We start from the raw sequence: 26,083 nt of genomic DNA, 5'->3' as shown, positions 1-26,083 counted from the left end.
CGACGATCATCAGAGAAGTCAGCCGCGAAAGGGTGATCGTTCCTCACACAACTGCAGCCGCGAACGTGAGGGCGGTTCACGCTGGAGCGATGGGATCGGATCTATCGAGGACTGCCGTGATCGAAGTGACACGCAAGTACGCCCGGGCGTATGTGGCGGCGACGAAGAAGGTCAAGGGTGCGATGCTCGACGAGTTCTGCCTCGTGACCGGGCTGTCGCGGGACCGGGCCCGGCACCTGTTGACCGCCACCGGCACCCGGCCCTCGAACGTGGCCAGGATCGACCGCCGCCGCGCGAAGCCGAGGAAGTACTCCACCGATGCCGCCAGGGTTCTGGAGCGGGTGTGGGTGCTCTCCGGCTGTGAGTGCGGCCCCTACCTGGCCGCGGACATGACCAGGCTCCTGTCGAACCTGGAGGCCAACAGTGAGCTCGCCCCGGGGCGGGGCGGTTACAGCCCGGGGGTGCGTGCCGAACTGGAGGCGATGTCCGGGGCCACGATCGACCGCTATCTGGCCGGGTTCAAGGCCACCCACGGGCTACGCGGGTTCACCACCACCCGGCCGGGTCCGCTGCTGCGGACCTCGATCCAGATCCGCAAGGCCGGCGACGAGGCCGAAGCCGAGCCCGGGTTCCTCGAGGTCGACACCGTCGCCCACTGCGGCCCCACCCTGAAGGGCGAGTTCGCCCGCTCCGTGTCGTTGACCGACGTGGTCACCGGCTGGACCCAGGTGATCGCGATCCGCAACAACGCCCGCCGCTGGATGCTTGAGGCCCTCGACCAGGCCATCGACCTGTTCCCATTCCCGATCCAAGGCCTCGACTGCGACAACGGCTCCGAGTTCATCAACCACGACGTCATCAACTGGGCCGGCCACCGCGACATCTTCTTCACCCGATCACGGCCCTACCGGAAGAACGACCAAGCCACCATCGAAGCCAAGAACAACCACATCGTGCGCCGGCGAGGGTTCTACTACCGCTACGACACCCCCACCGAACTCGCGCTCCTCAACCAGCTGTGGCCCCTCGTGGCTGACCGCGGTAACTACTTCATCTCCACCAAGAAACCCGTCGGCTGGGGCGCCGACAAGGCCGGACACCGTAAACGCATCTACGACCGCCCCAGTCCACCCCTGGACCGGCTCCTCGCCGCCCAGATCCTGTCCCCAGCCCAGCAAGCCGACCTGCTGGCCCGCCGCGAGCAGCTGAACCTGGCCGAACTCACCCGCGACATCACCCGCATCCAAGGGCTCCTGATCGCCGCCGCCAAAGACAAAACCGACGCCCTCTACACCGCCAAGCTGACCCTCCCCAGCGCCACCACAGCGATCAAGACCCCACGCACCGCCTGACCCATTTCGCGGCTAAACCATGTGAGGAACCAGGAATCATTTCGCGGCTACCTTGACATGAGGAACTACGAAACGCGGCGGAGGGCCCCGGACTTTTCAGTCCAGGACCCTCCGCACATGGGCCGACGTCAGCGAAGCTCGCCGAAGTCCATCTCGTCGAGCGGGACGGCGGGGCCGACCACGTCAGAGCCGAACGAGTAATCGTAGGGATCGTAGCTCATCGTGAAGGCGCTGGCTCGCGCCTCCTCGGTGGGCTCCACCCGGATGTTGCGGTACCGCTCCAGGCCGGTGCCGGCCGGGATCAGCTTGCCGAGGATGACGTTCTCCTTGAGGCCCTTGAGCGTGTCGCTCTTGCCCTGGATCGCCGCGTCCGTGAGGACCTTGGTCGTCTCCTGGAAGGAGGCCGCCGACAGCCAGGACTCGGTGGCCAGGGAGGCCTTGGTGATGCCCATCAACACCGGACGACCCTCCGCAGGCTTCGCGCCCTCGGTCAGAGCCTGACGGTTGGCCGCCTCGTAGGACGCACGGTCCACGAGCTCGCCCGGCATCATCGACGTCTCGCCCGAGTCGATGACCGTGACCCGGCGCAACATCTGCCTGATGATGATCTCGATGTGCTTGTCGTGGATGGGGGCGCCCTGCGTGCGGTACACGCGCTGGACCTCCTGCACGAGGTGCTCCTGCACCTTGCGCAGCCCACGCACGCGGAGCACGTCCTGGGGATCCACCTGGCCGGCGGTCAGCTGCTGACCGATGGCCACGTGCACGCCGTCCTCGATGTGGGTCCGGTGGCCGGAGTGGTCCTCGAACTCCAGGCGTGCGCGTCGCGCCACCGGGTACTCGAGATCCTCGCCGCCGTCGTCACGCACGATGACGATCTTCCGGCTCCGGTCCCCGTCCTCGATCCGCACGACGCCGTCGGCCTCGCTGATCGGGGCCTTGCCCTTGGGCTGACGGGCCTCGAACAGCTCGGTGACGCGCGGCAGACCCTGCGTGATGTCGTCTCCAGCCACACCACCGGTGTGGAAGGTACGCATCGTCAGCTGGGTGCCGGGCTCGCCGATGGACTGCGCCGCGACGATGCCGATGGCCTCGCCGACGTCGACGATCTTGCCCGATGCCAGCGAACGGCCGTAGCACATGGCGCACGTGCCCACCGCGGACTCACACGTGAGGACGGAGCGGACCTTGACCTCGGTCACGCCTGCCTGCACCAGGGTGTGGATCTCCTCGTCGCCCAGGTCGGTGCCGGCCTTGACCAGCACCTCCCCCTTCGCGTCGAGCGCGTCGACCGCGAGGGAACGGGCATAGACGGCCGTCTCCACCTCGTTCGACATCTCCACCGTGGCGCCCTCGGCGAACGGCTCCGCGGCGATTGCCACCGGCCTGCCGTTCTCCCCGACGCCCGGCTTGGTCCACTTCGCGATCGGCCGGATGAGGCCACGCTCGGTGCCGCAGTCCTCCTCGCGGACGATGACATCCTGCGACACGTCCACCAGACGACGGGTCAGGTAGCCCGAGTCCGCGGTCCGCAGGGCGGTGTCCGCCTGACCCTTACGTCCACCGTGGGTGGAGATGAAGTACTCGAGAACCGACAGGCCCTCACGGAAGTTGGACTTGATCGGGCGGGCGATGATGTCGCCCTTCGGGTTGGCCACCAGGCCTCGCATGGCGGCGATCTGACGCATCTGCGTCATGTTTCCGCGGGCCCCGGAATCCACCATCATGAAGATGGGGTTGTCCTTGGTGAAGTTGGCCTTCATCGCCTCGGTCAGCTCGGCCGTGGCGTCGGTCCAGATCGCGATGAGCTCCTGACGGCGCTCATCCTCGGTCACGGTACCGCGCTCGTAGAGCTTGTCGATCTTGGCTGCGCGGGTCTCGTATCCTTCCAGGATCTGAGCCTTCTGCGGCGGGGTCTGGACGTCCCCGATCGACACCGTCACCCCGGAGCGCGTGGCCCACTGGAAGCCCAGGTCCTTGAGGTTGTCCAGCGCGGCGGCCACGACCACCTTCGGGTAGCGCTCGGCCAGCTCGTTGACGATGCCGCCGAGAACCTTCTTGCCCACCACTTCGTTCACGAAGGCGAAGTCGTCCGGGAGCGCCTCGTTGAAGAGCGCCCGGCCCAGCGTGGTCTCCACGATGATCGAGCCGTCGGCGCGGGGCGTCGAGCCCTCGACGACGACGCCGGTGAGGCGGATCCTGATGTTCGAGCCGATGGACAGGTGACCACGGTCGAACGCCATGATGGCCTCGGCCAGGGACGAGAATGTCCGACCCTCGCCCGCCCCCGGACGCACCAGCGTCAGGAAGTAGTGGCCGATGATCATGTCCTGCGTGGGCATGGTCACGGGTCGGCCGTCGGCCGGCTTCAGGATGTTGTTGGTCGAGAGCATCAGGATGCGGGCTTCGGCCTGGGCCTCCACCGACAACGGGAGGTGCACGGCCATCTGGTCGCCGTCGAAGTCCGCGTTGAACGCGGTGCACACCAACGGGTGGATCTGGATGGCCTTGCCCTCGATCAGCTGGGGCTCGAAGGCCTGGATGCCGAGGCGGTGCAGCGTCGGTGCGCGGTTCAGCAGCACCGGGTGTTCGGCGATGACCTCTTCCAGCACGTCCCACACGACGGGGCGCTGGCGCTCCACCATCCGCTTGGCGGCCTTGATGTTCTGGGCGTGGTTGAGATCATCCAGGCGCTTCATGACGAAGGGCTTGAACAGCTCCAACGCCATGGCCTTGGGCAGACCGCACTGGTGCAGCTTCAGCTGCGGGCCCACCACGATCACGGAACGGCCCGAGTAGTCCACGCGCTTGCCGAGCAGGTTCTGGCGGAACCGGCCCTGCTTGCCCTTGAGCATGTCGGAGATCGACTTCAGCGGGCGGTTGCCCGGCCCCGTGACTGGACGGCCGCGACGGCCGTTGTCGAACAGGGAGTCCACGGCCTCCTGCAGCATGCGCTTCTCGTTGTTGACGATGATCTCGGGCGCGCCGAGATCCAGGAGGCGCTTGAGCCGGTTGTTGCGGTTGATCACGCGACGGTAGAGGTCGTTGAGATCGGAGGTGGCGAAGCGGCCGCCGTCGAGCTGCACCATCGGGCGCAGGTCCGGGGGGATCACCGGGACCACGTCGAGCACCATGGCCGACGGGTGGTTCTGGCCGGACAGGAACGCCGCGACGACCTTGAGGCGCTTGAGCGCCCGGGTCTTGCGCTGGCCCTTGCCGGTGGCGATGGTCTCGCGCAGCGACACGGACTCGGCCTGGAGGTCGAAGGACTGGAGGCGCTTCTGGATGGCCTCGGCGCCCATCGATCCCTCGAAGTACTTGCTGAAGCGCTTCTTCATCTCGCGGTAGAGCATCTCGTCGCCCTCGAGGTCCTGGACCTTGAGGGTCTTGAAGCGCTGCCACACCTCGTCGATGCGGTCCAGCTGACGCTGCGAGCGGGTGCGGATCTGACCGGCCTCGCGCTCGGCCGCTTCGCGGACCTTGCGCTTGATGTCCGCCTTCGCGCCCTCTGACTCGAGCTGGGCGAGGTCCTCCTCCAGCTTGCGCATGCGCGCCTCGATGTCGGCGTCGCGGCGGGTGGCGACCTGCTTGGTCTCCACCTCCACCTTTGCCTGCAGAGACGCGAGGTCCCGGTGACGGGCCTCCTCGTCGACGGCGGTGATCATGTGCGCCGCGAAGTAGATGACCTTCTCCAGGTCCTTCGGGGCGATGTCCAGCAGGTAGCCGAGCCTGCTGGGGACACCCTTGAAGTACCAGATGTGCGTGACGGGGGCGGCCAGCTCGACGTGCCCCATCCGGTCGCGGCGCACGTTGGAGCGTGTCACCTCGACGCCACAGCGCTCGCAGATGATGCCCTTGAACCGCACCCGCTTGTACTTGCCGCAGTAGCACTCCCAGTCCCGGGTGGGACCGAAGATCTTCTCGCAGAAGAGGCCGTCGCGCTCAGGCTTCAGCGTGCGGTAGTTGATGGTCTCCGGCTTCTTGACCTCGCCGTGCGACCATTCGCGGATTTGGTCGGCGCTCGCGAGACCGATCCGCAGCTCGTCATAGAAGTTCACGTCCAGCACGTTGCTTCTCTTTCCCCTACGCGTGACGCGTAGGCGCTGTTTCGATGTGAGTCTGAGGTGTTGATTCGGACCGTGTCAGGCCCGAGGGGTGACTGAGCGCAACACTCAGACTTCACCGACGTCCATGAAGTTGTCGCTTCCGGGACGGCGACCGAGATCGATGCCGAAATCCTCCGCCGAGCGGAGATCATCCTCGGAATCGCGCAGGTCGATGACCCGACCGTCGTCCGAGAGGACCTCCACGTTCAGGCAGAGCGACTTCATCTCCTTGACCAGAACCTTGAACGACTCCGGGATACCCGGCTCCGGGATGTTCTCGCCCTTGACGATGGCCTCGTAGACCTTCACGCGGCCGGGGACGTCGTCGGACTTGATGGTCAGCAGCTCCTGGAGTGCCCAGGCGGCGCCGTAGGCCTCGAGGGCCCACACCTCCATCTCGCCGAATCGCTGTCCGCCGAACTGGGCCTTACCGCCCAGCGGCTGCTGCGTGATCATCGAGTACGGGCCGGTGGAGCGGGCGTGGATCTTGTCGTCGACGAGGTGGTGGAGCTTGAGCATGTACATGTAGCCCACGCCCACCTTCTCCGGGTAGGGCTCGCCGGAGCGGCCGTCGAACAGGCGCGCCTTGCCGCCGGAGTCCACGAGGCGTTCGCCGTCACGGGTGGTCAGCGAGTTGGCCAGCAACCCGCCGATCTCCGATTCGTTGGCGCCGTCGAAGACGGGGGTGGCCACCTTCGCGTTGCCCTCCATGCGGCCGAGGCCGACGTCGCGCAGACGCTCCGCCCATTCCTCCTGGACGTCCGTGACGTCCCAGCCGGTCTTGGCGATCCACCCGAGGTGGTTCTCAAGCACCTGCCCGATGTTCATCCGGGAGGGCACGCCGAGGGGGTTGAGCACGATGTCGACCGGGGTGCCGTCCTCCATGAACGGCATGTCCTCGATGGGGAGGATCTTCGAGATGACGCCCTTGTTACCGTGGCGTCCGGCGAGCTTGTCGCCGTCGGAGATCTTCCTCTTCTGCGCCACGTGGACGCGCACCAGCTCGTTGACGCCGGGGGGGAGCTCGTCGTCGTCCTCACGGTTGAACACGCGCACCGCGATGACGGTGCCGGACTCGCCGTGGGGAACCTTGAGGGACGTGTCGCGCACCTCGCGGGCCTTCTCGCCGAAGATGGCGCGCAGCAGGCGCTCTTCCGGCGTCAGCTCGGTCTCACCCTTCGGTGTGACCTTGCCCACCAGGACGTCTCCGGCCGAGACCTCGGCGCCGATGCGCACGATGCCCCGCTCGTCGAGGTCCGCCAGCATCTCGTCCGAGACGTTGGGGATCTCGCGGGTGATCTCCTCCGCGCCCAGCTTGGTGTCGCGGGCGTCCACCTCGTGCTCCTCGATGTGGATCGAGGTCAGCACATCGTCCTGGACGATGCGCTGGGACAGGATGATGGCGTCCTCGTAGTTGAGGCCCTCCCACGGCATGAACGCCACAAGGAGGTTCTTCCCCAGTGCCAGCTCGCCCTGATCCGTGCAGGGGCCGTCTGCCAGCGGGGTGCCCACCTCGACGCGGTCCCCCGGCTTCACCAGCGGGCGCTGGTTGATGCAGGTGCCGGCGTTGGAGCGCACGAACTTGTCCAGCTTGTAGGACTGGTAGGTGCCGTCGTCGTTGGTGATTTCGAGCAGATCCGCGGAGACGGAGCTGACCACACCTGGCTTCTTCGCAAGCGTCACGTCGCCGACGTCCACCGCGGCGCGGTACTCCATGCCGGTGCCCACGATCGGGGCCTCGTTGCGGATCAGCGGCACGGCCTGGCGCTGCATGTTGGCGCCCATGAGTGCGCGGGAGGCATCGTCGTGCTCGAGGAACGGGATGAGCGCCGTGGCGATGGAGACCATCTGCCGGGGCGACACGTCCATGTACTCCACATCGGAGGCGTGGATCTGGTCCACGTCGCCGTGCTTGATGCGCACGAGGACGCTCTCCTCGGTCAGGCGGCCGGACTGATCGACGTGGGCGTTGGCCTGCGCGATCGAGTAGCGGTCCTCCTCGTCAGCGGTGAGGTAGTCGATCTGATCGGTGACCATGCCGTCGACGACCTTGCGGTACGGGGTCTCGATGAAGCCGAAGGCGTTGACCCGGGCGAACGAGGCCAGCGAGCCGATGAGGCCGATGTTGGGGCCTTCAGGGGTCTCGATGGGGCACATGCGGCCGTAGTGCGACGGGTGGACGTCACGGACCTCCATGCCGGCGCGGTCGCGGGAGAGTCCGCCCGGGCCGAGCGCCGAAAGGCGACGCTTGTGCGTGAGGCCGGCCAGCGGGTTGTTCTGGTCCATGAACTGCGACAGCTGCGAGGTGCCGAAGAACTCCTTGAGCGCAGCCGTCACCGGGCGGATGTTGATCAGGGTCTGAGGCGTGATGGCCTCGATGTCCTGGGTGGTCATCCGGTCCCGGACCACCCGCTCCATGCGGCCGAGGCCGGTGCGCAGCTGGTTCTGGATCAGCTCGCCCACGGTGCGGAGGCGGCGGTTGCCGAAGTGGTCGATGTCGTCGGCCTCCACCTGGAGGTCGCCGAGCGTCTCACGGTGCTCGTGGAGCGCCACGATGTAGCGGATGGCGCCCACGATGTCGTCGAGGGTGAGCACCTGCTGGTCGTACGGGAGATCCAGGCCAAGCTTCTTGTTGATCTTGTACCGGCCGACCTTGGCGGTGTCGTAGCGCTTGGGGTTGAAGTAGTAGTTGTCCAAGAGCGCCTGCGCCGCGTCACGCGCCGGCGGTTCGCCCGGGCGCAGCTTGCGGTAGATGTCCAGGAGCGCCTCGTCCTGGGTCTTGACCGAGTCCTTCTCCAGCGTCAGGCGCATGGACTCGTACTCGCCGAACTCCTCGAGGATCTTGTCCTCGGACCAGCCGAGGGCCTTGAGCAGGACGGTGACGTTCTGCTTGCGCTTGCGGTCCAGGCGCACGAACACCATGTCGCGCTTGTCGATCTCGAACTCGAGCCAGGCGCCACGCGATGGGATCACCTTGCAGGAGAAGATGTCCTTGTCAGAAGTCTTGTCGGGGGTCTGCTCGAAGTACACGCCCGGCGAGCGGACGAGCTGGGAGACCACGACGCGCTCGGTGCCGTTGATGATGAAGGTGCCGCGGTCCGTCATCAGGGGGAAGTCCCCGATGAAGACGGTCTGGCTCTTGATCTCGCCCGTGTCGTTGTTGACGAACTCGGCGGTGACGAAGAGGGGCGCGGCGTAGGTGACGTCGCGGTCCTTGCACTCCTCGATGGTCCACTTCGGGGACTCGAAGCGGTGGTCGCGGAACGAGAGCGACATCGTCTCGTTGAAGTCCTCGATGGGCGAGATCTCGGCGAACATCTCCTCCAGTCCGGACCGGGTGTTGACGTCGGTGCGGCCGGCGGCCAACTGGTCCGCGACCCTCCTCTGCCAGGCGTCGTTTCCGATCAGCCAGTTATAGGCGTCAATCTGCAAATCCAGGAGGTTTGGGACCTCGAGCGGCTCATGAATCTTCGCGAAGGAGATTCGGCCGGTGGATGAGACGACATTGGTGTTCTTCAACGCAGAGCGCGAGGCGGCCAAGATTCGGTCCTTCCAAGAACGCTTGAAGCAGGTTTTCCGTGCATGGCGAAATTCCCGTGTCAAATCACGGGCGCAACGCATAGCTGGGCAAACAACCACTATAGAGCAAGATGCACAGGACGGCAACTACCGCAGGCCTGACGGGCCCTGCGGTTGACTTCGATCCACGGTGATCTCTTCCAATCCCGATGATAGCGGCCGGGGCGCGGGGCGCAACCCTCAGCCCCTGCCATCCGGGGAGGGGATGGGTAACGGCCCGCCCCCACCTGGGGACGGGCCGTGTGCCGAGCTGAGCCTGTGCTCAGATCACTTGAGCTCGACGCTGCCGCCGGCTGCCTCGAGGGCCTCCTTGGCCTTGGCAGCGGTCTCCTTGTCGACCTGCTCCAGGACGGCCTTGGGGGCGCCCTCGACGAGGTCCTTGGCCTCCTTCAGGCCGAGCGAGGTCAGCGCGCGGACCTCCTTGATGACGGCGATCTTCTTGTCGCCGCCGGCGGTCAGGATGACGTCGACCTTGTCCGAGACAGCCTCTTCCTCACCGGCGTCGTCGCCGCCAGCGGCGGGGGCGGCAGCGGCGACGGCGACCGGCGCGGCAGCGGTGACACCGAAGGTGTCCTCGAAGATCTTCACGAACTCAGAGAGCTCGATGAGGGTCATCTCCTTGAAGGCGTCAAGGAGCTCGTCAGTGGTGAGCTTCGCCATGGTGGGCGTTCCTTTCGTTGAAAAAACTGTGATCGCAGCGGGTGCTGCAACGGATCACTCCGCAGCGTCAGCTGCAACGGGTGCCGCATCAGCGGCGGGGGTGTCGTCCGTGGCTTCGGCGGCCGGCGCGGAGCCGGTGCCACCGATCAGGGAGGGGTTGGCCTCGGCAGCGGTCTGCAGAGCACCGAACAGACGGGCGCCCTGCGACAGCGGGGCGGCCAGCATGTAAGCGGCCTTGGCCAGGTTGGCCTGCATTGCGCCGGCCATCTTGGCCAGCAGGACCTCGCGGGACTCGAGGTCCGCGAGCTTCAGCACGGCCTGCGCGTCGAGGAACTTGCCCTCGAGCACACCACCCTTGATTGCCAGAGACGGATGTGCCTTTGCGAAGTCACGCAGCCCCTTGGTGGCGGCGGCGATGTCACCGTTGACGAACGCGATGGCGGTGGGGCCGGTGAGGGTACCTTCGATGCCCTCGATACCGGCTTCCTTGGCCGCGATCGCCGCAAGGGTGTTCTTCGCAACGGCGTAGGTGGCGTTCTCACCGAGGGATCGACGAAGTGTCTTCAGATCCTTGACGGTGAGACCGCGATACTCGGTGAGAACTGCCGCCGCAGAGTTACTGAACTGCTCAGTGAGGTCTGCGACCTTGGCAGCCTTGTCCGGCCTCGCCATGTGGTCTCCTTCCGGTGAAACATCCGCCCTCCACCCGGGTGGGCGGAAGGAGGGCCGAAGCCCCGCCGACGCAAAAAACGCCCCGACGCCGGCGGCGCGGGGCGATCCGAGGGACTCGGGAAGCTGATCACGTACACCTGCGCGGGAGCCTTGCGGCGTTATGGCTGGGGAGCCACCTGCGGTCTTCGGCCCGACGAACTATACCCAGCCCCATCCGGAGCCCCAAATCGACCGGGTCGGCGGCGGCGGGCCGGGCACCAGGTCCCACCGTCGGAGGGCGGTGGCGGGCCGCGCGGGAGCGTGCATTAACCTCTAGACCTTGAAGAGAGCAATTCCTGGAAGGACCCTCATGCGTCGCATTCTCGCCGCCGGCCTGCTGGCCACCCTCGCCGTGAGCGCCTGCAGCGCCCCGGCCACCACCGAGTCCGAATCAGGGTCCACGGACTCCTCAGACCGCACCCACGACGTCTCCGGTGTCGCCAAGGTCGACGACCTCGCCGCCCTCCTGCCGGCGGAGATCCGCGACAGGGGAACCCTGACGATCGGCGCCGCCATCGACTACGCCCCCGCGGAGTTCCGGGCCGAGGACCTCACCACGGCCATCGGCTACGACGTCGACCTCGGCAAGGCCATCGGGCGGGTACTCGGCGTCGAGACCGAGGTGGTCGACGGCGAGTTCGCCTCCCTGCTGCCGGGCATCGGCACCAAGTACGACATCGGCATCTCGTCGTTCACCGTCACGGAGGAGCGCACCGCCAACTTCACGATGATCTCCTACATCACGGTGGGCTCCAGCTTCGCGGTGAAGTCGGGCAACCCGGACGGGTTCAACCCCGACGAGCTGTGCGGGCAGACCATCGGCGTCCAGACCGGCACCTGGCAGGAGGAGGAGCTCGCCGCGTTCACCGAGGCCTGCGAGGCAGACGGCAACGAGCCGATCGAGGTCCTCCCCTACGCCAAGCAGTCCGACGTCACCACGAACCTCGTCGGCGGCAAGGTCGCGGCGTTCTACGCGGACTCGACGGTGGCCTCCTACGCCGTCGCGCTCACCAACGACCAGCTCGAGGTCGTGGGCGGGGTCCGCGACGCCGCCCCGCAGGGCATCGTCGTGGCCCAGGACGACGCCGAGCTCACCGCGGCCATCCAGGGCGCCGTCCAGCATCTGATGGACGACGGCACCTGGGGCGACATCCTGGACAGCTGGGGCGTGACCGACGCGGCGCTTGAGACCGCCGAGATCCACCCGCAGGCCTGAGCATGCCTCCGCCCACGCCGGAGCTGATCCGCGCCCGCCCCGTCCCTAGGCCAAGCCTGTGGCTCTGGGCGGGCATCATCCTGGTGCTCCTGGCCATGCTGATCCATGGCCTGCTGACCAACCCCAACTACCGCTGGGACGTGGTCGCCGAACATCTGCTTGACCCGCGGATCCTCTCCGGCATGGGCTGGACCCTGCTCCTCACCGTCGGCGCCATGGCGCTGGGCATCACGCTCGCGGTCACCACGGCCATCATGCGGATGGGCACCAATCCCATCCTCCGCGGCGTCGCCTGGGTCTACATCTGGTTCTTCCGGGGCACCCCCGTCTACACCCAACTGGTGTTCTGGGGCCTGTTGCCGGTCCTGTATCCCAGGCTCAGCCTGGGCATCCCCTTCGGGCCCGAGTTCTTCGAGTTCACCACCCAGGACGTGATCAACGCCGGTGTCGCGGCCGTCCTCGGGCTCGGCCTCAACGAGGGCGCCTACCTGTCCGAGATCGTGCGCTCTGGCCTCAACTCGGTGGACAAGGGGCAGTGGGAGGCGTCCACCGCACTGGGGATGAGGCGCTCGACGACGTTGCGCCGGATCATCATTCCGCAGGCCATGCGCGTCATCGTGCCCCCCACGGGCAACGAGACCATCTCCATGCTGAAGACCACCTCACTGGTGCTGGCGGTCCCCTTCAGCCTGGAGCTCACCTTCGTCACCAACGCGATCGGCAACCGGAACTTCCTCCCGGTCCCCCTGCTCATCGTCGCCGCGATCTACTACCTCGTGGTCACGTCCATCCTGATGGTCGGGCAGTCCTACCTGGAGGCGTACTACGGCCGGGGCTTCGACACGGACACCACCTCGCGGCAGAAGCCCGCCAAGGCCATGTCCAAGCGGCAACAGGCCATCCTCGCCTCGGGCACCGTCCACGCCGACCCCAACCAGGAGGTGACCCCGTGACCGCCATGGTGGAGGCCAGGGCCGTGCACAAGCTGTTCGGCGACCTGCACGTGCTCAAGGGCGTGGATCTCACCGTGGAACGGGGCGAGGTGTGCGTGATCCTGGGCCCGTCGGGCTCCGGGAAGTCCACCCTCATCCGCTGCATCAACGAACTGGAGCAGATCAGCGCCGGCCGCATGTACGTCGACGGTGAGCTGATGGGCCTGCGTGAGGTCAACGGACGCCTGCACCGCCTGGGCGACAAGGAGATCGCCGCCCAACGCGCCAAGGTGGGCATGGTGTTCCAGCGGTTCAACCTCTTCCCGCACATGACCGCAGTGGAGAACGTGATGGAGGCGCCGCGCCAGGTGCGCAAGCTGGCCGGTGCGGAGGCCGAGAGGCTGGCCCGCGCCCAGCTCGAGCGCGTCGGGCTCTCGGACCGCGCCGAGCACTACCCGTCGCAGCTCTCCGGCGGTCAGCAGCAGCGCGTCGCGATCGCCAGGGCGCTGGCCATGGAACCGGAACTGATGCTCTTCGACGAACCCACCTCCGCGCTGGACCCCGAGCTGGTCGGCGAGGTCCTCGCCGTCATGCAGGCGCTGGCCGCAAGCGGCATGACCATGATCGTGGTCACCCACGAGGTGGGCTTCGCCCGCGAAGTGGCGGACCAGGTGGTCTTCATGGACGACGGCATCATCGTCGAACGGGGGGCGCCGGCGCAGGTCATCGACGCCCCGGAGCAGCAGCGCACGAGGGACTTCTTCGCCAAGGTCCTCTGAGGCCCTGAGGCCCACCCGCCAAGGCCGACCGGGCTCACTCGGGCCGCCACGCGAACCGCGCGGGGCGGCGCTCACGGAAGGCGGCGATCCCCTCGGGAAGGTCGGGGCCCGAGTTGGCACGTTGGACCCAGGAGATGGCGGTCTCGGCGCCGAGGTCGCGGGCCACGAGGCCGTCGACGATCTCCTTGGATGCGCGCAGGGTCAGCTGCGAGAGCCCCGCCATGCGCTCCCCCATCACGATCGCCGTCTCCAGCGCCTGGCCACCCTCCACGACGGCGTTGAGGAGCCCGACCGAGAGCGCGCGCTGCGCGTCGAGGCGGGCGGCGGTGAACAGCATCTCCTTGGTCACCGCCGGGCCCATGAGGTGGATCATCCGCTGAGTGGCGGAGACCGGGTAGACGATGCCCAGGGTGGCCGGCGGCACCGAGAAGGTCGCCGAGTCCCCCGCGACCCGGAGGTCGCAGCCGACGGCGAGCTCGAGCCCTCCGCCGAAACAGGCGCCCTCGATGGCGGCGATGACGGGCTTGGGGCTCCGGGCCAGAGCCAGCTCCGCGTTGATGGGGCCCTCGGCGTGATGGAGTTCGTCGAGGCCACTGATGTCCGAACCCGCGCAGAAAGTGCCACCGGCGCCGGTCAGCACCACGACCGCGACCTCCGGGTCCGCGTCCAGGCCCCGCATCAGTGTGGGAATCCTTCGCCACATGTCGTCGGTCATGGCGTTGCGCTTGCCGGTGTTGTTCAACGTGATGACGGCGATGCTGCCCTGGCGGTGGAGGTCGACGGTGGCCATGGCCCCATCCTGTCACCGGAGACGGCCGACGGGGCGGGCGCCGCAATGGCGCCCGCCCCGTCGGGCAGTGGTCTGACTCAGTCCTCGGCGGGCTTGGTCACCGTGATGTCGACGAGCACGCTGGGGCTCATGGTGCCGGACACCGCGATCTTGCGGAGGTAGCGTCCCTTCGACGCCGACGGCTTGAGCCGCAGGATCTCCTCGATCACCGAGAAGTAGTTGTCGATGAGCTGCTGCTCGTCGAAGGACGCCTTCCCGATGATGAACTGCAGGTTGGCGTGCCGGTCAACGCGGAACTCGATCTTGCCGCCCTTGATCTCGGAGACGGCCTTGGCCACGTCCATCGTGACGGTGCCCGTCTTCGGGTTCGGCATCAGGCCGCGCGGGCCGAGGACGCGGCCGAGGCGGCCGACCTTGCCCATCAGATCCGGGGTGGCCACGACGGCGTCGAAGTCCAGGTAGCCGCCGGCCACCTTCTCGATCAGCTCGTCGGTGCCGACCTCGTCGGCGCCTGCGGCGCGCGCGGCGTCAGCCTTGTCACCGGCAGCGAAGACGAGGACCCGAGCCGTCTTACCAGTGCCGTGGGGAAGGTTGACCGTGCCGCGGACCATCTGGTCTGCCTTACGGGGGTCGACGCCCAGACGGACGGCGACGTCGATGGTCTCGTCGAACTTCGCCGACGCCATCTCCTTGATGAGGCGGAGGGCCTCCTGCGGGCTGTAGGCCTGCTCCTCGTTGCGCTTCTCCGCGGAGGCGCGGTAAGCCTTGCTGTGCTTCATGCTGGTTCCTTCACTTCAGCCGGCCTCGTGGGCCGGTCGACCAGTTCTGGTGTGGGGAGCACTCCCCTGCCAGGGTGTATGGGTGGGGCAGATCAGTCGACGGTGACGCCCATGGAGCGGGCGGTGCCTTCCACGATCTTCATGGCGGCCTCGACGTCGTTTGCGTTGAGGTCCGGCAGCTTGGTGGTGGCGATCTCGCGGACCTGGTCCTTGGTGATCTTCGCCACCTTGGTGGTGAGCGGGTTCGCGGAACCACTCTTGATCCCGGCGGCCTTCTTGATCAGCTCGGCGGCGGGCGGCGTCTTCGTGATGAAGGTGAACGTGCGGTCCTCGTAGATGGTGATCTCGACGGGGATGACGTTGCCGCGCTGGGACTCCGTGGCGGCGTTGTACGCCTTCACGAACTCCATGATGTTGACGCCGTGCGGACCGAGGGCGGTACCGACCGGAGGTGCGGGCGTGGCAGAGCCAGCCTGCAGGGCGACCTTGACGAGGGCCGCTACCTTCTTCTTGGGAGGCATGGGGGTCCTTTACCTATGTGGATGGATGAGCCCGCGAGCGGGCGCAACGCACAATCTTAGACGACTTTCTCGACCTGCTTGAACTCGAGGTCGACGGGGGTCTCACGCCCGAGGATCTCGACCAGCGCAATGATCCGCTGGTTGTTCGGATTGATCTCGGTGATCGTGGCGTGCACACCCGTGAAGGGGCCGTCGGTCACCATGACGGAGTCGCCGACTGCAAAGTCGACAACTTCGACCTTCTTCCTCCGCGCCACCGCCGCGCCCGCCTGGGCGGCGTTCACGGTGGCGATGACGGAGGGAGTCAGCATATTGAGGACCTCGTCGATCGAGAGCGCCACCGGCTGCTGCCCGTGGCCGACGAAGCCGGTAACCGACGGGGTCTGACGCACGACACTCCACGAGTCGTCGGTCAGCTCCATCCGGATGAGGACGTAGCCCGGCAGGACGCACCGTGTAACGGTCTTGCGTGCGTTGTTGCGGATCTCGACGACCTCTTCGGTGGGCACGACCGTCTCGAAGATGTACTCCTCCATGTTGAGGCTCTGCGCACGGGAGTCCACGTTCTGCTTGACGCGGTTCTCCATGCCGGAGTACGTGTGGATGACGTACCACTCGCCGTACTTCGACTCGAGCTCGGCGCGCAGCTCGCTGAGCGCGACCGCCAGGGCGTCGTCGGCGGCGGCGTCCCCGTCCGGGTCCTCCGACGGCTCGTCGGCCAACAGGACGGGTTCTTCCTCGGCCTCGACGTCCTCGGCGAACCCGCCGAGGTCGATCTCCACCTCGTCGGAGGCCGTCTCCTCGGGGCCGCCGAGGTCGATCTCGAAGTCGAGGTCGGAATTGTCAGAATCTGTCATGCGTTGCTCCCAAAGATCTGCAGAAGGGACCAGCCGAACGCGAGGTCCAGCAGTCCCACGATGAGGATCATGATGAGCACGAAGACGAGCACCGCGCCGAACATGGTCACCAGTTGCGGCCAGGTGGGCCACACCACTTTCTTGAGCTCCCCGGCGGACTGCCGGACGAACTCGGCCGGGTTGCCGGCCCGGTAGGGGTCTTCATCCTCGGCCAACGCGGCGTTCCGCTTGCGGGTGGGGGCGTCCTTGCGAACCGGCGCCTTGGCGGTGCGCCGCTGGATGACCGGCGTCTGTGAGGCCTCCGGGTCCGCCGCGAACTCGCGTTCGTGCTCCGAGATCACCTCGTCATCAGAGGGCGCCGGCCCTTGGCCGAGCGTCACGTCCTCGTCCGCGGCGATAGCCGCGGCTTCCGCCTCTGCGAGCGCCTCCCCGTCGGAGACGACCTCGTCGGCGTCGAGCGCATCAGGGCCCCCGGACACGACTTCCTCGTTGTCCGGTTCCGCGTCGTGCGACTTGTCGCTCACCGCTGGACTTCCCTTCGCTCTAACAAACAAAATGCCTCACCGACAACGCGTGTCGGTAGGCGTGCGAGGCGACCTGAATCGATGGCTGCCCGGGGGAATCACTGATCAATCATGTTCTGGCTGCGGCGCACCGGACCGGGCGATCTGGCACCCCTCCATCTGGATATGGACGTCAAGTCCACGCACCAGATGTAGTGGCACCACCTCATCCCGTCCGGCGCGTCCTCGCCGAGAACAGCATTGATCAGTGGTTCCCCAGCAGGGCAGGAGGGACTCGAACCCCCAACCTGCGGTTTTGGAGACCGCTGCTCTGCCAATTGAGCTACTACCCTGTGACGGTTCACCCACCTGGACGGAGGGTGCATTTGAGCACGCTTCGACCTTGGCAACTTAAACCGGCCTGCCCCACTATATGCGCTTTGGCATCGGGACGCGAACCAGCCGTCACGCCAACGACGCCATCCAGGCGCGGTGCAGGTCCGCGTAGCGACCCTCGCCGCCCACCAGCTCAGAGGGCTCCCCGTCCTCGACCACCCTCCCGTGCTGGAGGACCAGCACGCGGTCTGCGATCTCCACCGTCGAGAGGCGGTGGGCGATGATGATCGCCGTCCGATCGGCCAGGATGGTTCCGAGCGCCCGCTGCACGAGCCGCTCGGTGGGCACGTCCAGCGACGACGTTGCCTCATCGAGGATGAGGACCCGCGGGTCGGCGAGGACCACCCGCGCGAACGCGACCAGCTGCCGCTGCCCAGCCGAGAGCCGCGAGCCGCGCTTGCCCGTGTCCGTGTCGTAGCCCGCCGCCATGTCCTGGATGAACGTGTGCGCCCCCACGGCCCGGGCTGCGGCCACGACCTCCTCCCGCGTGGCGTCCGGGCGGCCGAAGGCGATGTTGTCTGCCACAGAGCCCGCGAAGATGAAGTTCTCCTGCGTCAGGAGGGTCACGTGCCGGCGCAGCGTGACGTCGTCGAGCGCCCGCAGGTCCACCCCGTCGAGGGTCACGACGCCCGCCTGGGGGTCGTAGAAGCGTGCGATCAGCTTGGCGATGGTGGTCTTGCCTGCGCCCGTGGTGCCGACGAGTGCCACCGTCTGCCCGGCCGGGATGGCGAGGGTCAGGCCGGGCAACACCGTGGCGCCCTCGATGTAGGAGAAGTCCACGCCGTCGAAGGCCACCTCGCCGCGCGCCTCGGGCATCGGCACCGGATGCTCGGGGTCCCGCACGTCAGGCTCCTCGGCCATCACGCTGGAGACCTTCTCCAGCGCGGTCAACGCCGACTGGAGGGACGAGATGAACTGGCCGAGGTCCTGCATGGGATCGAAGAACATGCGGACGTAGAGCACGAACGCGGCCAGCGTCCCGACGGTCAGCTCGTCGGCGAGGGCCATGTAGCCGCCCACCGTCACCACCACGACCACGCCGACGTGGCCGACGAACTGGATGCCGGGCATGGCGCGGGCGAACACGCGCAGCGCAGTGGTGTTGGCGTCGCGGTACTGCAGCGCGACGGCCTCGAAGATCTCCCGCGACCGGGGCTCCCGACGGAACGCCTGGACGGCCTTGATCCCGGTCATCGTCTCGATGAACTGGACGATGACCACCGCCGACAGGGTCCGGACGTGCCGGAACGCCCGGGTGGAGGCCTTGGCGAACCACCGCATGATCAGCCACAGGAGCGGATAGGTGGCGAACGCCACCAGCGCGAGCCGCCAATCCAGCAGCAGCAGGATGACGGTGGAGCCGACGATGGTGAGCAGCGCCGCCACGACGACGTCCAGGCCCTGGAGGACCAGTTCCTGCACGGCCTCCACGTCGCTCGTCATCCTCGACACGGCGCGACCGGAGGTGTACCGGTCGTGGAAGCCCACGCTCAGGCGCTGGAACTTCGCGTACAGCCTCCGGCGAAGCGTGAGAAGGAGCTCGTTGCCGATCACGCCGGACTTCCGCAGGAAGAACGCGCGGGAGGTCACCTGAACGACGATGGCTCCGATCATCACGCCCAACAGCGTGAGGAGGGTGGATGATTCACCCCCCTGCATCGCGGGGATCCCATCGTCCAGCACGCGCTGCACGATGATGGGCACGACGAGACGGGCCATGGATTCCAGCACCACCACGGCGATCAGCACCGCGCCCCAGCGCCGGTACGGGCGGACCAGGTCCGCGAGCAGCCGGCGGCTCGCGGGCCGCAGCGCCACCGTCGAGTCCGACTCCTCGGCGATGTCCTGCTTGACCCCGCGCCAGTCCTCGAGTGCCGTGTCCTGGGTGTCGCTCATCGGGCCGCCTCCTCTGCCAGTTCGGGCTCGATGCTGTAGTCGGCCGACAGCAGCTCGCGGTACTCGGGGACCGTGGCCAGGAGCTCCTGGTGGGTGCCGACATGGGCGATCCGACCCTCCACCAACATCGCGACGCGGTCGGCGATGAGCACCGTGGATGCGCGGTGGGCCACGACAACCCCGGTGACGCCGGTGAGGGTGGAGGTGAGGGCGGCCTCGACCTCCGCCTCCGTGTGGATGTCCAGGGCGCTCAGGGTGTCGTCGAGGACGAGGACCTTGGGCCGGACAAGGATGGCGCGCGCCAGGGCGAGCCGCTGCCGCTGCCCGCCGGACAGGCTGAGTCCCTGCTCCCCCAGCCTGGTCTCCAGGCCCCACGGCAGGTCGTAGACGAACTCGGCGGAGGCCACCCGCACCGCGTCGGCGATGTCGTCAGCGGTGGCGTCGGGGCGGCCGAGGGTGAGGTTCTCGCGTGCCGACATCGAGAACAGGATGGGGTCCTCGAAGGCGGTGGCCACCAGGGAGCGCAGCTGGGTGAGCTCCAACTCGCGGATGTCGACCCCGTCGAGCAGGATGGCGCCGCCGGTCACGTCCTGAAGGCGCGGGATGAGTGAGACGATGGTGGACTTGCCCGACCCTGTGCCGCCCACCAGGGCCACCGTCTCGCCAGGGGCGATATCGAGGGTGACGCCTGAGAGGGTCGGGGTGTCCGAGTCGTCGAACCTGAAGGAGACGTCCCGCAGGCTGAGCGCGCCGCGTGGGTTCGCCAGGCGGCGGGTGCCGGAGACGATGGTGACGGGGGCGTCGAAGACCTCGCAGACGCGGTCCGCGGCGGTCTGGGCCTCCCGCATGAAGGACAGCAGGAAGCCGAGTGATCCAACGGGCCAGGCCAGCGACAGCAGCAGGGTCACGAACGCCACCACCTCGCCGAGGGTGAGCAGACCCTGCGCCGAGGCGACGGCGGCGCCACCGAGCACCATCACCAGCAGCACCGACGGGAACACCTCGAGCAGCGTCCACAACACCGAGGCGAGGCGCATGCGACGGACACCGGAGTCCCGAAGCAGGACGGCCCGACGGTCGAAGCCGCGGAACGCGAAGGGGACCCGCCCGAAGGACCGGATCACGCGGACGCCGTGCAGCGCCTCCTCGGCCGTGGACGCGACGTCGCCCGTGCGGTCCTGCACCTCCCGCGACACCAGGCCGAAGCGATGGACCAGCGAGGTGGTCACCGCCACCACGGGGAGCACGGTGACCAGCACAGCCACGCCCAACGGCCAGTGCATGGCCACCATGATGGACACCACCACGACGATCTGCACGGTGTTCATCAGCAGCATGAGGACGCCGAAGGACATGAACCGTCTGAGCAGCCCGAGGTCGCTCATGATCCGCGAGAGCAGCTGGCCCGACTCCCACCGCTTGTGGAAGCCGAGTTGGAGCGCCTGGAGCTTGTCGAACAGGTCCAGCCGGAGGTTGGCCTCCAGCGCCGACGTGGCGCGCGTCATCATCCACCGACGCAGCAGGTTGACCCCCGCGTCGACCGCCCCGGCCACCAGGATCAGCATCGCGTAGAGCGCCACCCCCCAGCCGTCGCGGCCCGCGATGGGCCCGTCGACGATGCGACCGAGCAGGAGGGGGATGAACACCGCCATCGCCACGCCCAGCGGAGCCAACGCCAGGGCGAGCGCGAACTGCCGCCAGAACGGGCGCAGGTAGGGAAACAGCCGCAGCAGACTGGAGCGCCGGGGCGCGGCGGGACGAAGGGTGGTGGGGGGCTGGGGCACCACGACAGGCTACTCCGGTCCCGATCAAGGGTTCCCGACTAGACTCCGTGGCTATGACATCGCCCCTGCTCAGCGCCCTCGTCGAGGGCATCGATCGGGCACTCCCGGACGCGGCGGCGCTGCGCCGCGCCATTCACGCCGAGCCTCATCTGAGCGGCGAGGAGGAACCCACCCGCGACACTTTCGTGCGCGCCGCGGAGTGGACGCACTGGACCCACGTGGCCCACACCGGGGCATGGGCGCGGCTGGGCCCTCCCGGCCCTTCCATCGGGCTCCGCGCCGAGCTCGACGCGCTGCCGGTCACGGAATCAACGGGGATCGAGTGGGAGTCACGCAGGCCAGGCGTCATGCACGCCTGCGGGCACGACGTGCATCTCGGCGCCCTGTGGGCCCTGATCACCGCGGCACGCGGCCTGGAGCTTCCGGTCGGCATGGTGCCCATCCTGCAACCGCGCGAGGAGATCACTCCCCCGGGCGCGAGCGACGTGGTGGCCTCCGGCCTGCTCGACGACCAGGAGGTCGAGGCCATGGTCGGGGTCCACGTCCAGCCTGAAGTGGACCGCGGCGTCGTGTCCACCGGCGCCGGCGCCGTCAACGCCGCCTACGACGAGTTCGAGATCGTGGTGCGCGGGCGGCCCGGCCACGGGGCCTATCCGCACGTGGCCATCGACCCCATCACCACGCTGGCCAGCATCGTGACCGCCGTCTCAGGCCTCCCGAACCGGATCATCGATCCCACGCACCCCACGGTCGTGTCGATCGGCCAGATCTCCGGCGGGACGGCCCCCAACATCATCGCCGACGAGGCCCGCTGCCGCGGCACCATCCGCACCTACTCCGACGAGGATCGGGCCCTGCTGCACGAGGCCATCGCCCGGACCGCCGACGCGGTGGCGCTCGCCCGGGGCGCCGCCGCGGCCACCCGCTTCGTGCACGGCGGGCCGGCGCTGGTCAACGATCCCGGGCTGGTGCGGCGGCTGGATCCCACCCTCTCTTCGCTGGGGATCACGGTGGCGGAGACGCCGTTCCGGTCCTGCGGCTCGGATGACTTCGGGGAGTACGGCCTGGCCACCGCCTCGGTGATGTGCTTCATCGGCACCGGCCGGGTCGACGGCGTGGGGCTGCACCATGGCGCCTTCCTCCCGGGCCGCGACGCGCTGAGGTTGGCGGCGCACACCCTGGCGGCCGGCTATGTGGCCGCCGCCGAGACGGTGCTGGGGCGGCGCGACTGACCCGCGCCCCGCTCATCCCCGCGGAGTCAGAGGCTGACGCCCACGAGGTTGACCTCCGGCACCAGGCGCACCCCGAAGCGGGCCTCCACCCCATCCCTGACCTCTCTGGCCAGCGCCACCAGGTCCGCGGCCGTGGCGCCCCCGCGGTTGGTGAGGGCGAGCACGTGCTTGCCCGACAGCGCCGCGCGGGGCCCGCCGTGCCCCCTCCCGAACCCGGAGTGCTGGATCAGCCAGGCGGCGCTGGTCTTCACGTCCTGGCCCGAGGCGAAGCGGGGCGCGTCGGCGGGCAGCGCGGCCGCCTCGTCGGGGGTCAGGATGGGATTGGTGAAGAAGGAACCCGCGCTCCAGGTGTCATGATCCGCCGGATCGAGCACCATGCCCTTGCCGCGCCTGACGGCGAGCACGGCGTCGCGGACCTCCCCCGCGGGCACCCTCCGGCCCACATCCGTGCCCAGGCGGGCGGCCAGCTCGGGGTAGGCGATCGGTGCGCCGAGCGACCCGAGGGGGAGCTGGAACCCCACGTCGAGCACCACATAGCGGCCCGGCTCTCGCTTGAACCGGGAGGACCGGTACGCGAACCCGCACTCGGTGAGCGGAAACGTGCGCTGGGTGCGGTCGTGGCGATCCCAGGTGCGCACCGAGGTGATCGTGTGAGAGACGTCCGAACCGTAGGCGCCCACGTTCTGGATGGGGGTCGCGCCCACGCTGCCGGGGATCCCCGAGAGCGTCTCCAGGCCGCTCCACTCCTGCTCGACGGCGTAGGCCACCACGTCGTCCCAGTTCTCGCCCGCCGCGACCCGCACCGCCGCGCCACCGCAGGTGGACACGTCAGCGTCCAGCCCCGCGAGGGCCACCCGCACCACTGTGCCGGGGAAGCCGTCGTCGGAGATCAGCAGGTTCGAGCCTCCGCCGAGGATGAGCAGCGGCTCGGCCGCCTCGTCGCACTCGGTGACCAGGTCGATGAGATCGCGCTCGGTCTCGGCCACCTCGAAGCGTCTGGCCCGGCCACCCACCCGCAGCGTGGTGTGGTCCGCCAGCAGGGCCGAGTCCGCCACGCGTGGTGCGCCCGTGTCCACCGAGAGCCGGTCGATGCGGCACTCAGTCAACGCGCACCTCGGCCTTGGCCGCCCCCAGCACGGCGTCCTCGCCGCAGGTGGCGGTGATGGCGACGGTGGCCACGCCGTCGCTCAGGTGCGTGACTGTCGCGGTGTAGGTCACCTCGGTGCCCTCATCGGTGTCCGGGACGACGACGGGGCGCGTGAAGCGGACGAAGTAGCTGAGCACCCGGGCGGGGTCCTCCGCCCAGTCGGTGACGATCTTCAGCCCCGCACCCATGGTCCACATTCCGTGGGCCACCACGCCGGGCAGACCGATGGCGCGGGCGTGCCGGTCCGAGAAGTGGATCTCGTTGAAGTCCGTGGAGGCGCCCGAGTAGCGCACCACGGTGGAGCGGGTCACGGGGACCCGGAGCTCCGGCAGCTGCTGGCCGACGGTGGCGTCAGGCATGGTCGTCCTCCCGGGTGTGCATGAGGGTGGAGCGGGCCTCGCAGACGGTGGCCCCGTCGACGGCGAGGTCCACCAGGACCGTGATCATGTCCAGTTGGCCCCGGTTGCGCACCTTCTCGATGCTCAGCTCCGCGACGACGACGTCTCCCGGGCGCAGGGGGCGGTGGAAGGTGAAGCTCTGGTCCGTGTGCATGGTGCGGTTGAGCGCCAGGCCCAGTTCCTCGTCGCCGAAGAGGGCTCCCCAGGCCTGGGCCGCGATCACGGCGGCGAAGGTGGGCGGGGCGATGGGGTGTTCGCCCCGGTAGGCGGGATTCTCGTCGCGCAGCGCCTCGGCGAACTCGCCGATCTTGGCGTGGCTGATCACATACGGCGGGGCGGCGGGGTAGCGGCGCCCGACGTGTTCGGCGGTGATGGGCATGGGCGCAAGGCTACAACGGCGGAGCGGGGATGAAACAGACCGGCCACCCCTGCGAGAGGGGTGGCCGGTCCGGTGGAGCGGGGGCGTGTTCAGCGGGTCTCGCGGTGCGCCTTGTGGGTGCGGCAACGCGGGCAGAACTTCTTGATCTCGAGACGATCGGGATCGTTTCGACGGTTCTTCTTGGTGATGTAGTTGCGCTCCTTGCACTCGGTGCACGCGAGCGTGATCTTCGGACGAACGTCCTGACTCTTCTTGGCCATGATCAGATTCCTTAGCTAGCTTCGCGCGGTGCGCTGGTGTGGCGGTATCGGTGACGAGGGCGGGATTCGAACCCGCGACACAGCGATTATGAGCCGCTTGCTCTACCGACTGAGCTACCCCGTCAGAGTTCCCCCCTGGTGGTGCAGGAGGGAACCGAGCCCCCATGCGGAATCGAACCGCAGACCTTCTCCTTACCATGGAGACGCTCTACCTACTGAGCTATAGGGGCCAGCCGACGACCAACCATACATGGGCCGCGACGATCACCACAAATCGCGTCCGCGTCGCCGTGACTGCGCGGCCGATCAGGCCTTGAGGGCCGCCACCGCGACCTCCAAGGCCCCCTCGAACAGCGTCTCGCGTTCCTCTGCGGAAAGGTCCGACGAGCCGTCCTTCAGGTGGTCCGAGACGGTCAGCACCGCGAGCGCCTCCGCGTTGTTGGCCAGGGCGCACGCGTAGAGACCCGCGGCCTCCATCTCGACGCCCAGGGTGCCCAGGCGGTCGAGGCCCGGGATGATGTCCGTGCGCGAGGAGTAGAAGAAGTCGCTGGTGAACACGGCCCCGACGTGCACCGGCCGGCCCGAGGCGCGGGCAGACTCGACGGCGCCGCGCAGCATGTCGTAGGACGCCGCCAGCGAGAGGCTCACCCCGGGGATGTCGAGCGTGGCCACCGCGGAATTGGTATGTGCCGCCGAGGCGACGATGACGTCCTTGACCGCGACCTTGGACGAGATGCCCCCGCAGGTCCCGACGCGGCAGATCCGCTGCACGCCGAACTGGGAGAAGAGCTCGGTGGCGTAGATCGACAGCGACGGGACGCCCATCCCGGAGGCCATCGCCGTCATCGGCACGCCGTCGACGGTGCCCGTCCAGGCCGCGATGCCGCGCACGTCGGAGACAAGGCGCACGTCCTGCATGCGGGTCCTGGCGATCCGCTCGGCCCGCTTCGGATCTCCGGGCATGATCACCAGCGGGGCGATGTCGCCGGGCTCGCAGGCGATGTGTGGGGTGGCCATCGTCGGCCCCTCTCTCAGGATGAAAACGAGACTAGGCCCCGTACCAATCCGGTCCGAGGCCTAGTGGCAGGTGTTGGATTTGAACCAACGTAGGCTACGCCGACGGTTTTACAGACCGCTCCCTTTGGCCACTCGGGCAACCTGCCATGCCGGGCATCCCGGCGACGCACGAGCTTAGCAGCGCCCGGGCCCCATCGCCAACGCACCCCCGCCGTGCAGGTGGCGCCCCCGCCCCCAGGCGGGCTGGCACAATGGGGCCCAACCACCCCGAGACTCACCGCAGGAGGCCACCCATGGCTGCAGACAGCTCATTCGACGTCGTCAGCAAGGTCGACCGACAGGAGGTCGACAACGCGCTCAACCAGGCGGTCAAGGAGGTCGGCCAGCGGTTCGACTTCAAGAACACCGAGGCCAAGATCGCCTGGTCCGGCGAGAACATCGAGATGGAGGCGGTCTCCGAGGAGCGCGTCAAGGCGGTCCTCGACGTGTTCCAGTCCAAGCTGGTCCGCCGCGGCGTCAGCCTCAAGGCCCTGGACGCCGGCGACCCGCGCCCCTCCGGAAAGATCTGGAAGATCACCGCCACCACCAAGCAGGGCATCACCACCGAGAACGCGAAGAAGATCTCCAAGCTGCTGCGCGACGAGGGACCCAAGGGCGTCAAGTGCCAGATCCAGGGCGAGGAGCTGCGCATCTCGTCGAAGAGCCGCGACGACCTCCAAGCCGTCCAGGCGATGATCAAGGAGCAGGACTACGACTTCGCGGTCCAGTACGTGAACTACCGCTGACGCG

General features: G+C 68.0%; 22 protein-coding genes and 4 tRNA genes. 6 read left to right on the top strand and 20 right to left on the bottom strand.

Translation table 11 applies throughout. The features are described 5' to 3' along the window. Window positions 1–116: 116 nt before the first annotated feature. Window positions 117–1,352: an integrase catalytic domain-containing protein gene (locus ACZK39_RS13350; RefSeq protein WP_463612408.1), complete on the top strand. Its 1,236-nt coding sequence runs from the start codon at window positions 117–119 to the stop codon at window positions 1,350–1,352. 128 nt (window positions 1,353–1,480) lie between these two features. Here the strand turns inward: ACZK39_RS13350 and rpoC are convergent, their stop codons facing one another. The 4 genes from rpoC to rplJ form a co-directional block, all read right to left on the bottom strand. Beyond that, window positions 1,481–5,419 (bottom strand): DNA-directed RNA polymerase subunit beta', encoded by a 3,939-nt coding sequence (gene rpoC, locus ACZK39_RS13345; RefSeq protein ID WP_463613572.1) that lies wholly within the window; start codon window positions 5,417–5,419, stop codon window positions 1,481–1,483. Between the two features lie 105 nt (window positions 5,420–5,524). Beyond that, on the bottom strand, window positions 5,525–8,998 hold the full coding sequence (rpoB, locus tag ACZK39_RS13340) for a DNA-directed RNA polymerase subunit beta (protein ID WP_182782356.1): 3,474 nt from the start codon (window positions 8,996–8,998) through the stop codon (window positions 5,525–5,527). Window positions 8,999–9,304: 306 nt separating this feature from the next. Further along, window positions 9,305–9,697 carry a 50S ribosomal protein L7/L12 gene (rplL, locus tag ACZK39_RS13335; protein WP_182800143.1) on the bottom strand — a complete coding sequence of 131 codons (393 nt, stop codon included), beginning with the start codon at window positions 9,695–9,697 and terminating at the stop codon, window positions 9,305–9,307. A 54-nt stretch (window positions 9,698–9,751) separates the two neighbouring features. Next, window positions 9,752–10,369 (bottom strand): 50S ribosomal protein L10, encoded by a 618-nt coding sequence (gene rplJ, locus ACZK39_RS13330; RefSeq protein WP_182800144.1) that lies wholly within the window; start codon window positions 10,367–10,369, stop codon window positions 9,752–9,754. Window positions 10,370–10,718: 349 nt separating this feature from the next. Here rplJ and ACZK39_RS13325 point away from each other — a divergent pair, with 349 nt between their 5' ends. From ACZK39_RS13325 to ACZK39_RS13315, 3 genes are read left to right on the top strand one after another with little or no spacing between them, the layout of a single operon-like run. Further along, window positions 10,719–11,624: an ABC transporter substrate-binding protein gene (locus ACZK39_RS13325; RefSeq protein ID WP_463613571.1), complete on the top strand. Its 906-nt coding sequence runs from the start codon at window positions 10,719–10,721 to the stop codon at window positions 11,622–11,624. Between the two features lie 2 nt (window positions 11,625–11,626). Beyond that, entirely contained in the window at window positions 11,627–12,577 is a 951-nt protein-coding gene (locus ACZK39_RS13320) for an amino acid ABC transporter permease (protein ID WP_463613570.1), read from the top strand. 5 nt (window positions 12,578–12,582) lie between these two features. Continuing rightward, window positions 12,583–13,335, top strand: a complete 753-nt coding sequence (locus tag ACZK39_RS13315; protein ID WP_182782507.1) for an amino acid ABC transporter ATP-binding protein — start codon at window positions 12,583–12,585, stop codon at window positions 13,333–13,335. Window positions 13,336–13,369: 34 nt separating this feature from the next. On the opposite strand, the gene ACZK39_RS13310 is transcribed toward ACZK39_RS13315, so the two are convergent. The 8 genes from ACZK39_RS13310 to ACZK39_RS13275 all read right to left on the bottom strand — a co-directional run bounded on the left by ACZK39_RS13310 (window position 13,370) and on the right by ACZK39_RS13275 (window position 20,861). After that, window positions 13,370–14,125: an enoyl-CoA hydratase/isomerase family protein gene (locus tag ACZK39_RS13310; RefSeq protein WP_182782349.1), complete on the bottom strand. Its 756-nt coding sequence runs from the start codon at window positions 14,123–14,125 to the stop codon at window positions 13,370–13,372. A gap of 77 nt (window positions 14,126–14,202) precedes the next feature. After that, window positions 14,203–14,904, bottom strand: a complete 702-nt coding sequence (gene rplA, locus ACZK39_RS13305; protein ID WP_459056366.1) for a 50S ribosomal protein L1 — start codon at window positions 14,902–14,904, stop codon at window positions 14,203–14,205. 92 nt (window positions 14,905–14,996) lie between these two features. Continuing rightward, on the bottom strand, window positions 14,997–15,425 hold the full coding sequence (gene rplK, locus ACZK39_RS13300) for a 50S ribosomal protein L11 (RefSeq protein ID WP_182782347.1): 429 nt from the start codon (window positions 15,423–15,425) through the stop codon (window positions 14,997–14,999). Between the two features lie 56 nt (window positions 15,426–15,481). After that, window positions 15,482–16,282 carry a transcription termination/antitermination protein NusG gene (nusG, locus tag ACZK39_RS13295; protein ID WP_182782346.1) on the bottom strand — a complete coding sequence of 267 codons (801 nt, stop codon included), beginning with the start codon at window positions 16,280–16,282 and terminating at the stop codon, window positions 15,482–15,484. Continuing rightward, on the bottom strand, window positions 16,279–16,806 hold the full coding sequence (gene secE, locus ACZK39_RS13290; protein ID WP_459056362.1) for a preprotein translocase subunit SecE: 528 nt from the start codon (window positions 16,804–16,806) through the stop codon (window positions 16,279–16,281). The genes nusG and secE overlap by 4 nt, the downstream gene beginning before the upstream one ends. 259 nt (window positions 16,807–17,065) lie before the next feature. Continuing rightward, window positions 17,066–17,138, bottom strand: a tRNA-Trp gene (locus ACZK39_RS13285). Window positions 17,139–17,250: 112 nt separating this feature from the next. Next, window positions 17,251–19,077, bottom strand: a complete 1,827-nt coding sequence (locus ACZK39_RS13280; RefSeq protein ID WP_459056361.1) for an ABC transporter ATP-binding protein — start codon at window positions 19,075–19,077, stop codon at window positions 17,251–17,253. Next, the gene (locus tag ACZK39_RS13275; RefSeq protein WP_463613569.1) at window positions 19,074–20,861 is read right to left on the bottom strand and encodes an ABC transporter ATP-binding protein; all 1,788 of its coding nucleotides are present in this window, start codon (window positions 20,859–20,861) and stop codon (window positions 19,074–19,076) included. Before ACZK39_RS13275 ends, ACZK39_RS13280 begins: the two co-directional genes overlap by 4 nt. A gap of 53 nt (window positions 20,862–20,914) precedes the next feature. On the opposite strand from ACZK39_RS13275, the gene ACZK39_RS13270 reads away from it, so the two are divergent. Next, window positions 20,915–22,093: a M20 metallopeptidase family protein gene (locus ACZK39_RS13270; RefSeq protein WP_182800150.1), complete on the top strand. Its 1,179-nt coding sequence runs from the start codon at window positions 20,915–20,917 to the stop codon at window positions 22,091–22,093. Between the two features lie 26 nt (window positions 22,094–22,119). Here the strand turns inward: ACZK39_RS13270 and ACZK39_RS13265 are convergent, their stop codons facing one another. From ACZK39_RS13265 to ACZK39_RS13230, 8 genes are all read right to left on the bottom strand, one after another. Next, the gene (locus tag ACZK39_RS13265) at window positions 22,120–23,184 is read right to left on the bottom strand and encodes a UDP-N-acetylmuramate dehydrogenase (protein WP_459056551.1); all 1,065 of its coding nucleotides are present in this window, start codon (window positions 23,182–23,184) and stop codon (window positions 22,120–22,122) included. A 7-nt stretch (window positions 23,185–23,191) separates the two neighbouring features. After that, window positions 23,192–23,599, bottom strand: coding sequence for a MaoC/PaaZ C-terminal domain-containing protein (locus ACZK39_RS13260; RefSeq protein WP_182782342.1), 408 nt, complete (start codon window positions 23,597–23,599; stop codon window positions 23,192–23,194). After that, complete coding sequence (locus tag ACZK39_RS13255) at window positions 23,592–24,017, bottom strand: FAS1-like dehydratase domain-containing protein (RefSeq protein ID WP_182782341.1); 426 nt, start codon at window positions 24,015–24,017, stop codon at window positions 23,592–23,594. Before ACZK39_RS13255 ends, ACZK39_RS13260 begins: the two co-directional genes overlap by 8 nt. 89 nt (window positions 24,018–24,106) lie before the next feature. After that, entirely contained in the window at window positions 24,107–24,277 is a 171-nt protein-coding gene (gene rpmG / locus ACZK39_RS13250; protein ID WP_182782340.1) for a 50S ribosomal protein L33, read from the bottom strand. Window positions 24,278–24,328: 51 nt separating this feature from the next. Further along, window positions 24,329–24,401, bottom strand: a tRNA-Met gene (locus ACZK39_RS13245). Between the two features lie 33 nt (window positions 24,402–24,434). Further along, window positions 24,435–24,507, bottom strand: a tRNA-Thr gene (locus ACZK39_RS13240). Between the two features lie 76 nt (window positions 24,508–24,583). Next, entirely contained in the window at window positions 24,584–25,294 is a 711-nt protein-coding gene (deoD, locus tag ACZK39_RS13235; RefSeq protein ID WP_459056357.1) for a purine-nucleoside phosphorylase, read from the bottom strand. A 64-nt stretch (window positions 25,295–25,358) separates the two neighbouring features. Continuing rightward, window positions 25,359–25,440 (bottom strand) — tRNA-Tyr (locus ACZK39_RS13230). 147 nt (window positions 25,441–25,587) lie between these two features. Between ACZK39_RS13230 and ACZK39_RS13225 the strand changes: the two genes are divergently transcribed. After that, entirely contained in the window at window positions 25,588–26,079 is a 492-nt protein-coding gene (locus tag ACZK39_RS13225; protein WP_182800152.1) for a YajQ family cyclic di-GMP-binding protein, read from the top strand. Window positions 26,080–26,083 lie beyond the last annotated feature (4 nt).

Source organism: Tessaracoccus luoxuelianae, assembly GCF_055326245.1.
The sequence above is the reverse complement of the archived record's forward strand: the minus strand, read 5'-3'. Positions and strand labels throughout refer to the sequence as shown.

Coding starts and splice junctions, on each gene's coding strand:
- rplL (WP_182800143.1), bottom strand. CDS start 9,697: ATGGCGAAGCTCACCACTGACGAGCTCCTTGACGCCTTCAAGGAGATG.
- rplJ (WP_182800144.1), bottom strand. CDS start 10,369: ATGGCGAGGCCGGACAAGGCTGCCAAGGTCGCAGACCTCACTGAGCAG.
- ACZK39_RS13325 (WP_463613571.1), top strand. CDS start 10,719: ATGCGTCGCATTCTCGCCGCCGGCCTGCTGGCCACCCTCGCCGTGAGC.
- ACZK39_RS13320 (WP_463613570.1), top strand. CDS start 11,627: ATGCCTCCGCCCACGCCGGAGCTGATCCGCGCCCGCCCCGTCCCTAGG.
- ACZK39_RS13315 (WP_182782507.1), top strand. CDS start 12,583: ATGGTGGAGGCCAGGGCCGTGCACAAGCTGTTCGGCGACCTGCACGTG.
- ACZK39_RS13310 (WP_182782349.1), bottom strand. CDS start 14,125: ATGGCCACCGTCGACCTCCACCGCCAGGGCAGCATCGCCGTCATCACG.
- rplA (WP_459056366.1), bottom strand. CDS start 14,904: ATGAAGCACAGCAAGGCTTACCGCGCCTCCGCGGAGAAGCGCAACGAG.
- rplK (WP_182782347.1), bottom strand. CDS start 15,425: ATGCCTCCCAAGAAGAAGGTAGCGGCCCTCGTCAAGGTCGCCCTGCAG.
- nusG (WP_182782346.1), bottom strand. CDS start 16,282: ATGACAGATTCTGACAATTCCGACCTCGACTTCGAGATCGACCTCGGC.
- ACZK39_RS13280 (WP_459056361.1), bottom strand. CDS start 19,077: ATGAGCGACACCCAGGACACGGCACTCGAGGACTGGCGCGGGGTCAAG.
- ACZK39_RS13270 (WP_182800150.1), top strand. CDS start 20,915: ATGACATCGCCCCTGCTCAGCGCCCTCGTCGAGGGCATCGATCGGGCA.
- ACZK39_RS13260 (WP_182782342.1), bottom strand. CDS start 23,599: ATGCCTGACGCCACCGTCGGCCAGCAGCTGCCGGAGCTCCGGGTCCCC.
- ACZK39_RS13255 (WP_182782341.1), bottom strand. CDS start 24,017: ATGCCCATCACCGCCGAACACGTCGGGCGCCGCTACCCCGCCGCCCCG.
- rpmG (WP_182782340.1), bottom strand. CDS start 24,277: ATGGCCAAGAAGAGTCAGGACGTTCGTCCGAAGATCACGCTCGCGTGC.
- deoD (WP_459056357.1), bottom strand. CDS start 25,294: ATGGCCACCCCACACATCGCCTGCGAGCCCGGCGACATCGCCCCGCTG.
- ACZK39_RS13225 (WP_182800152.1), top strand. CDS start 25,588: ATGGCTGCAGACAGCTCATTCGACGTCGTCAGCAAGGTCGACCGACAG.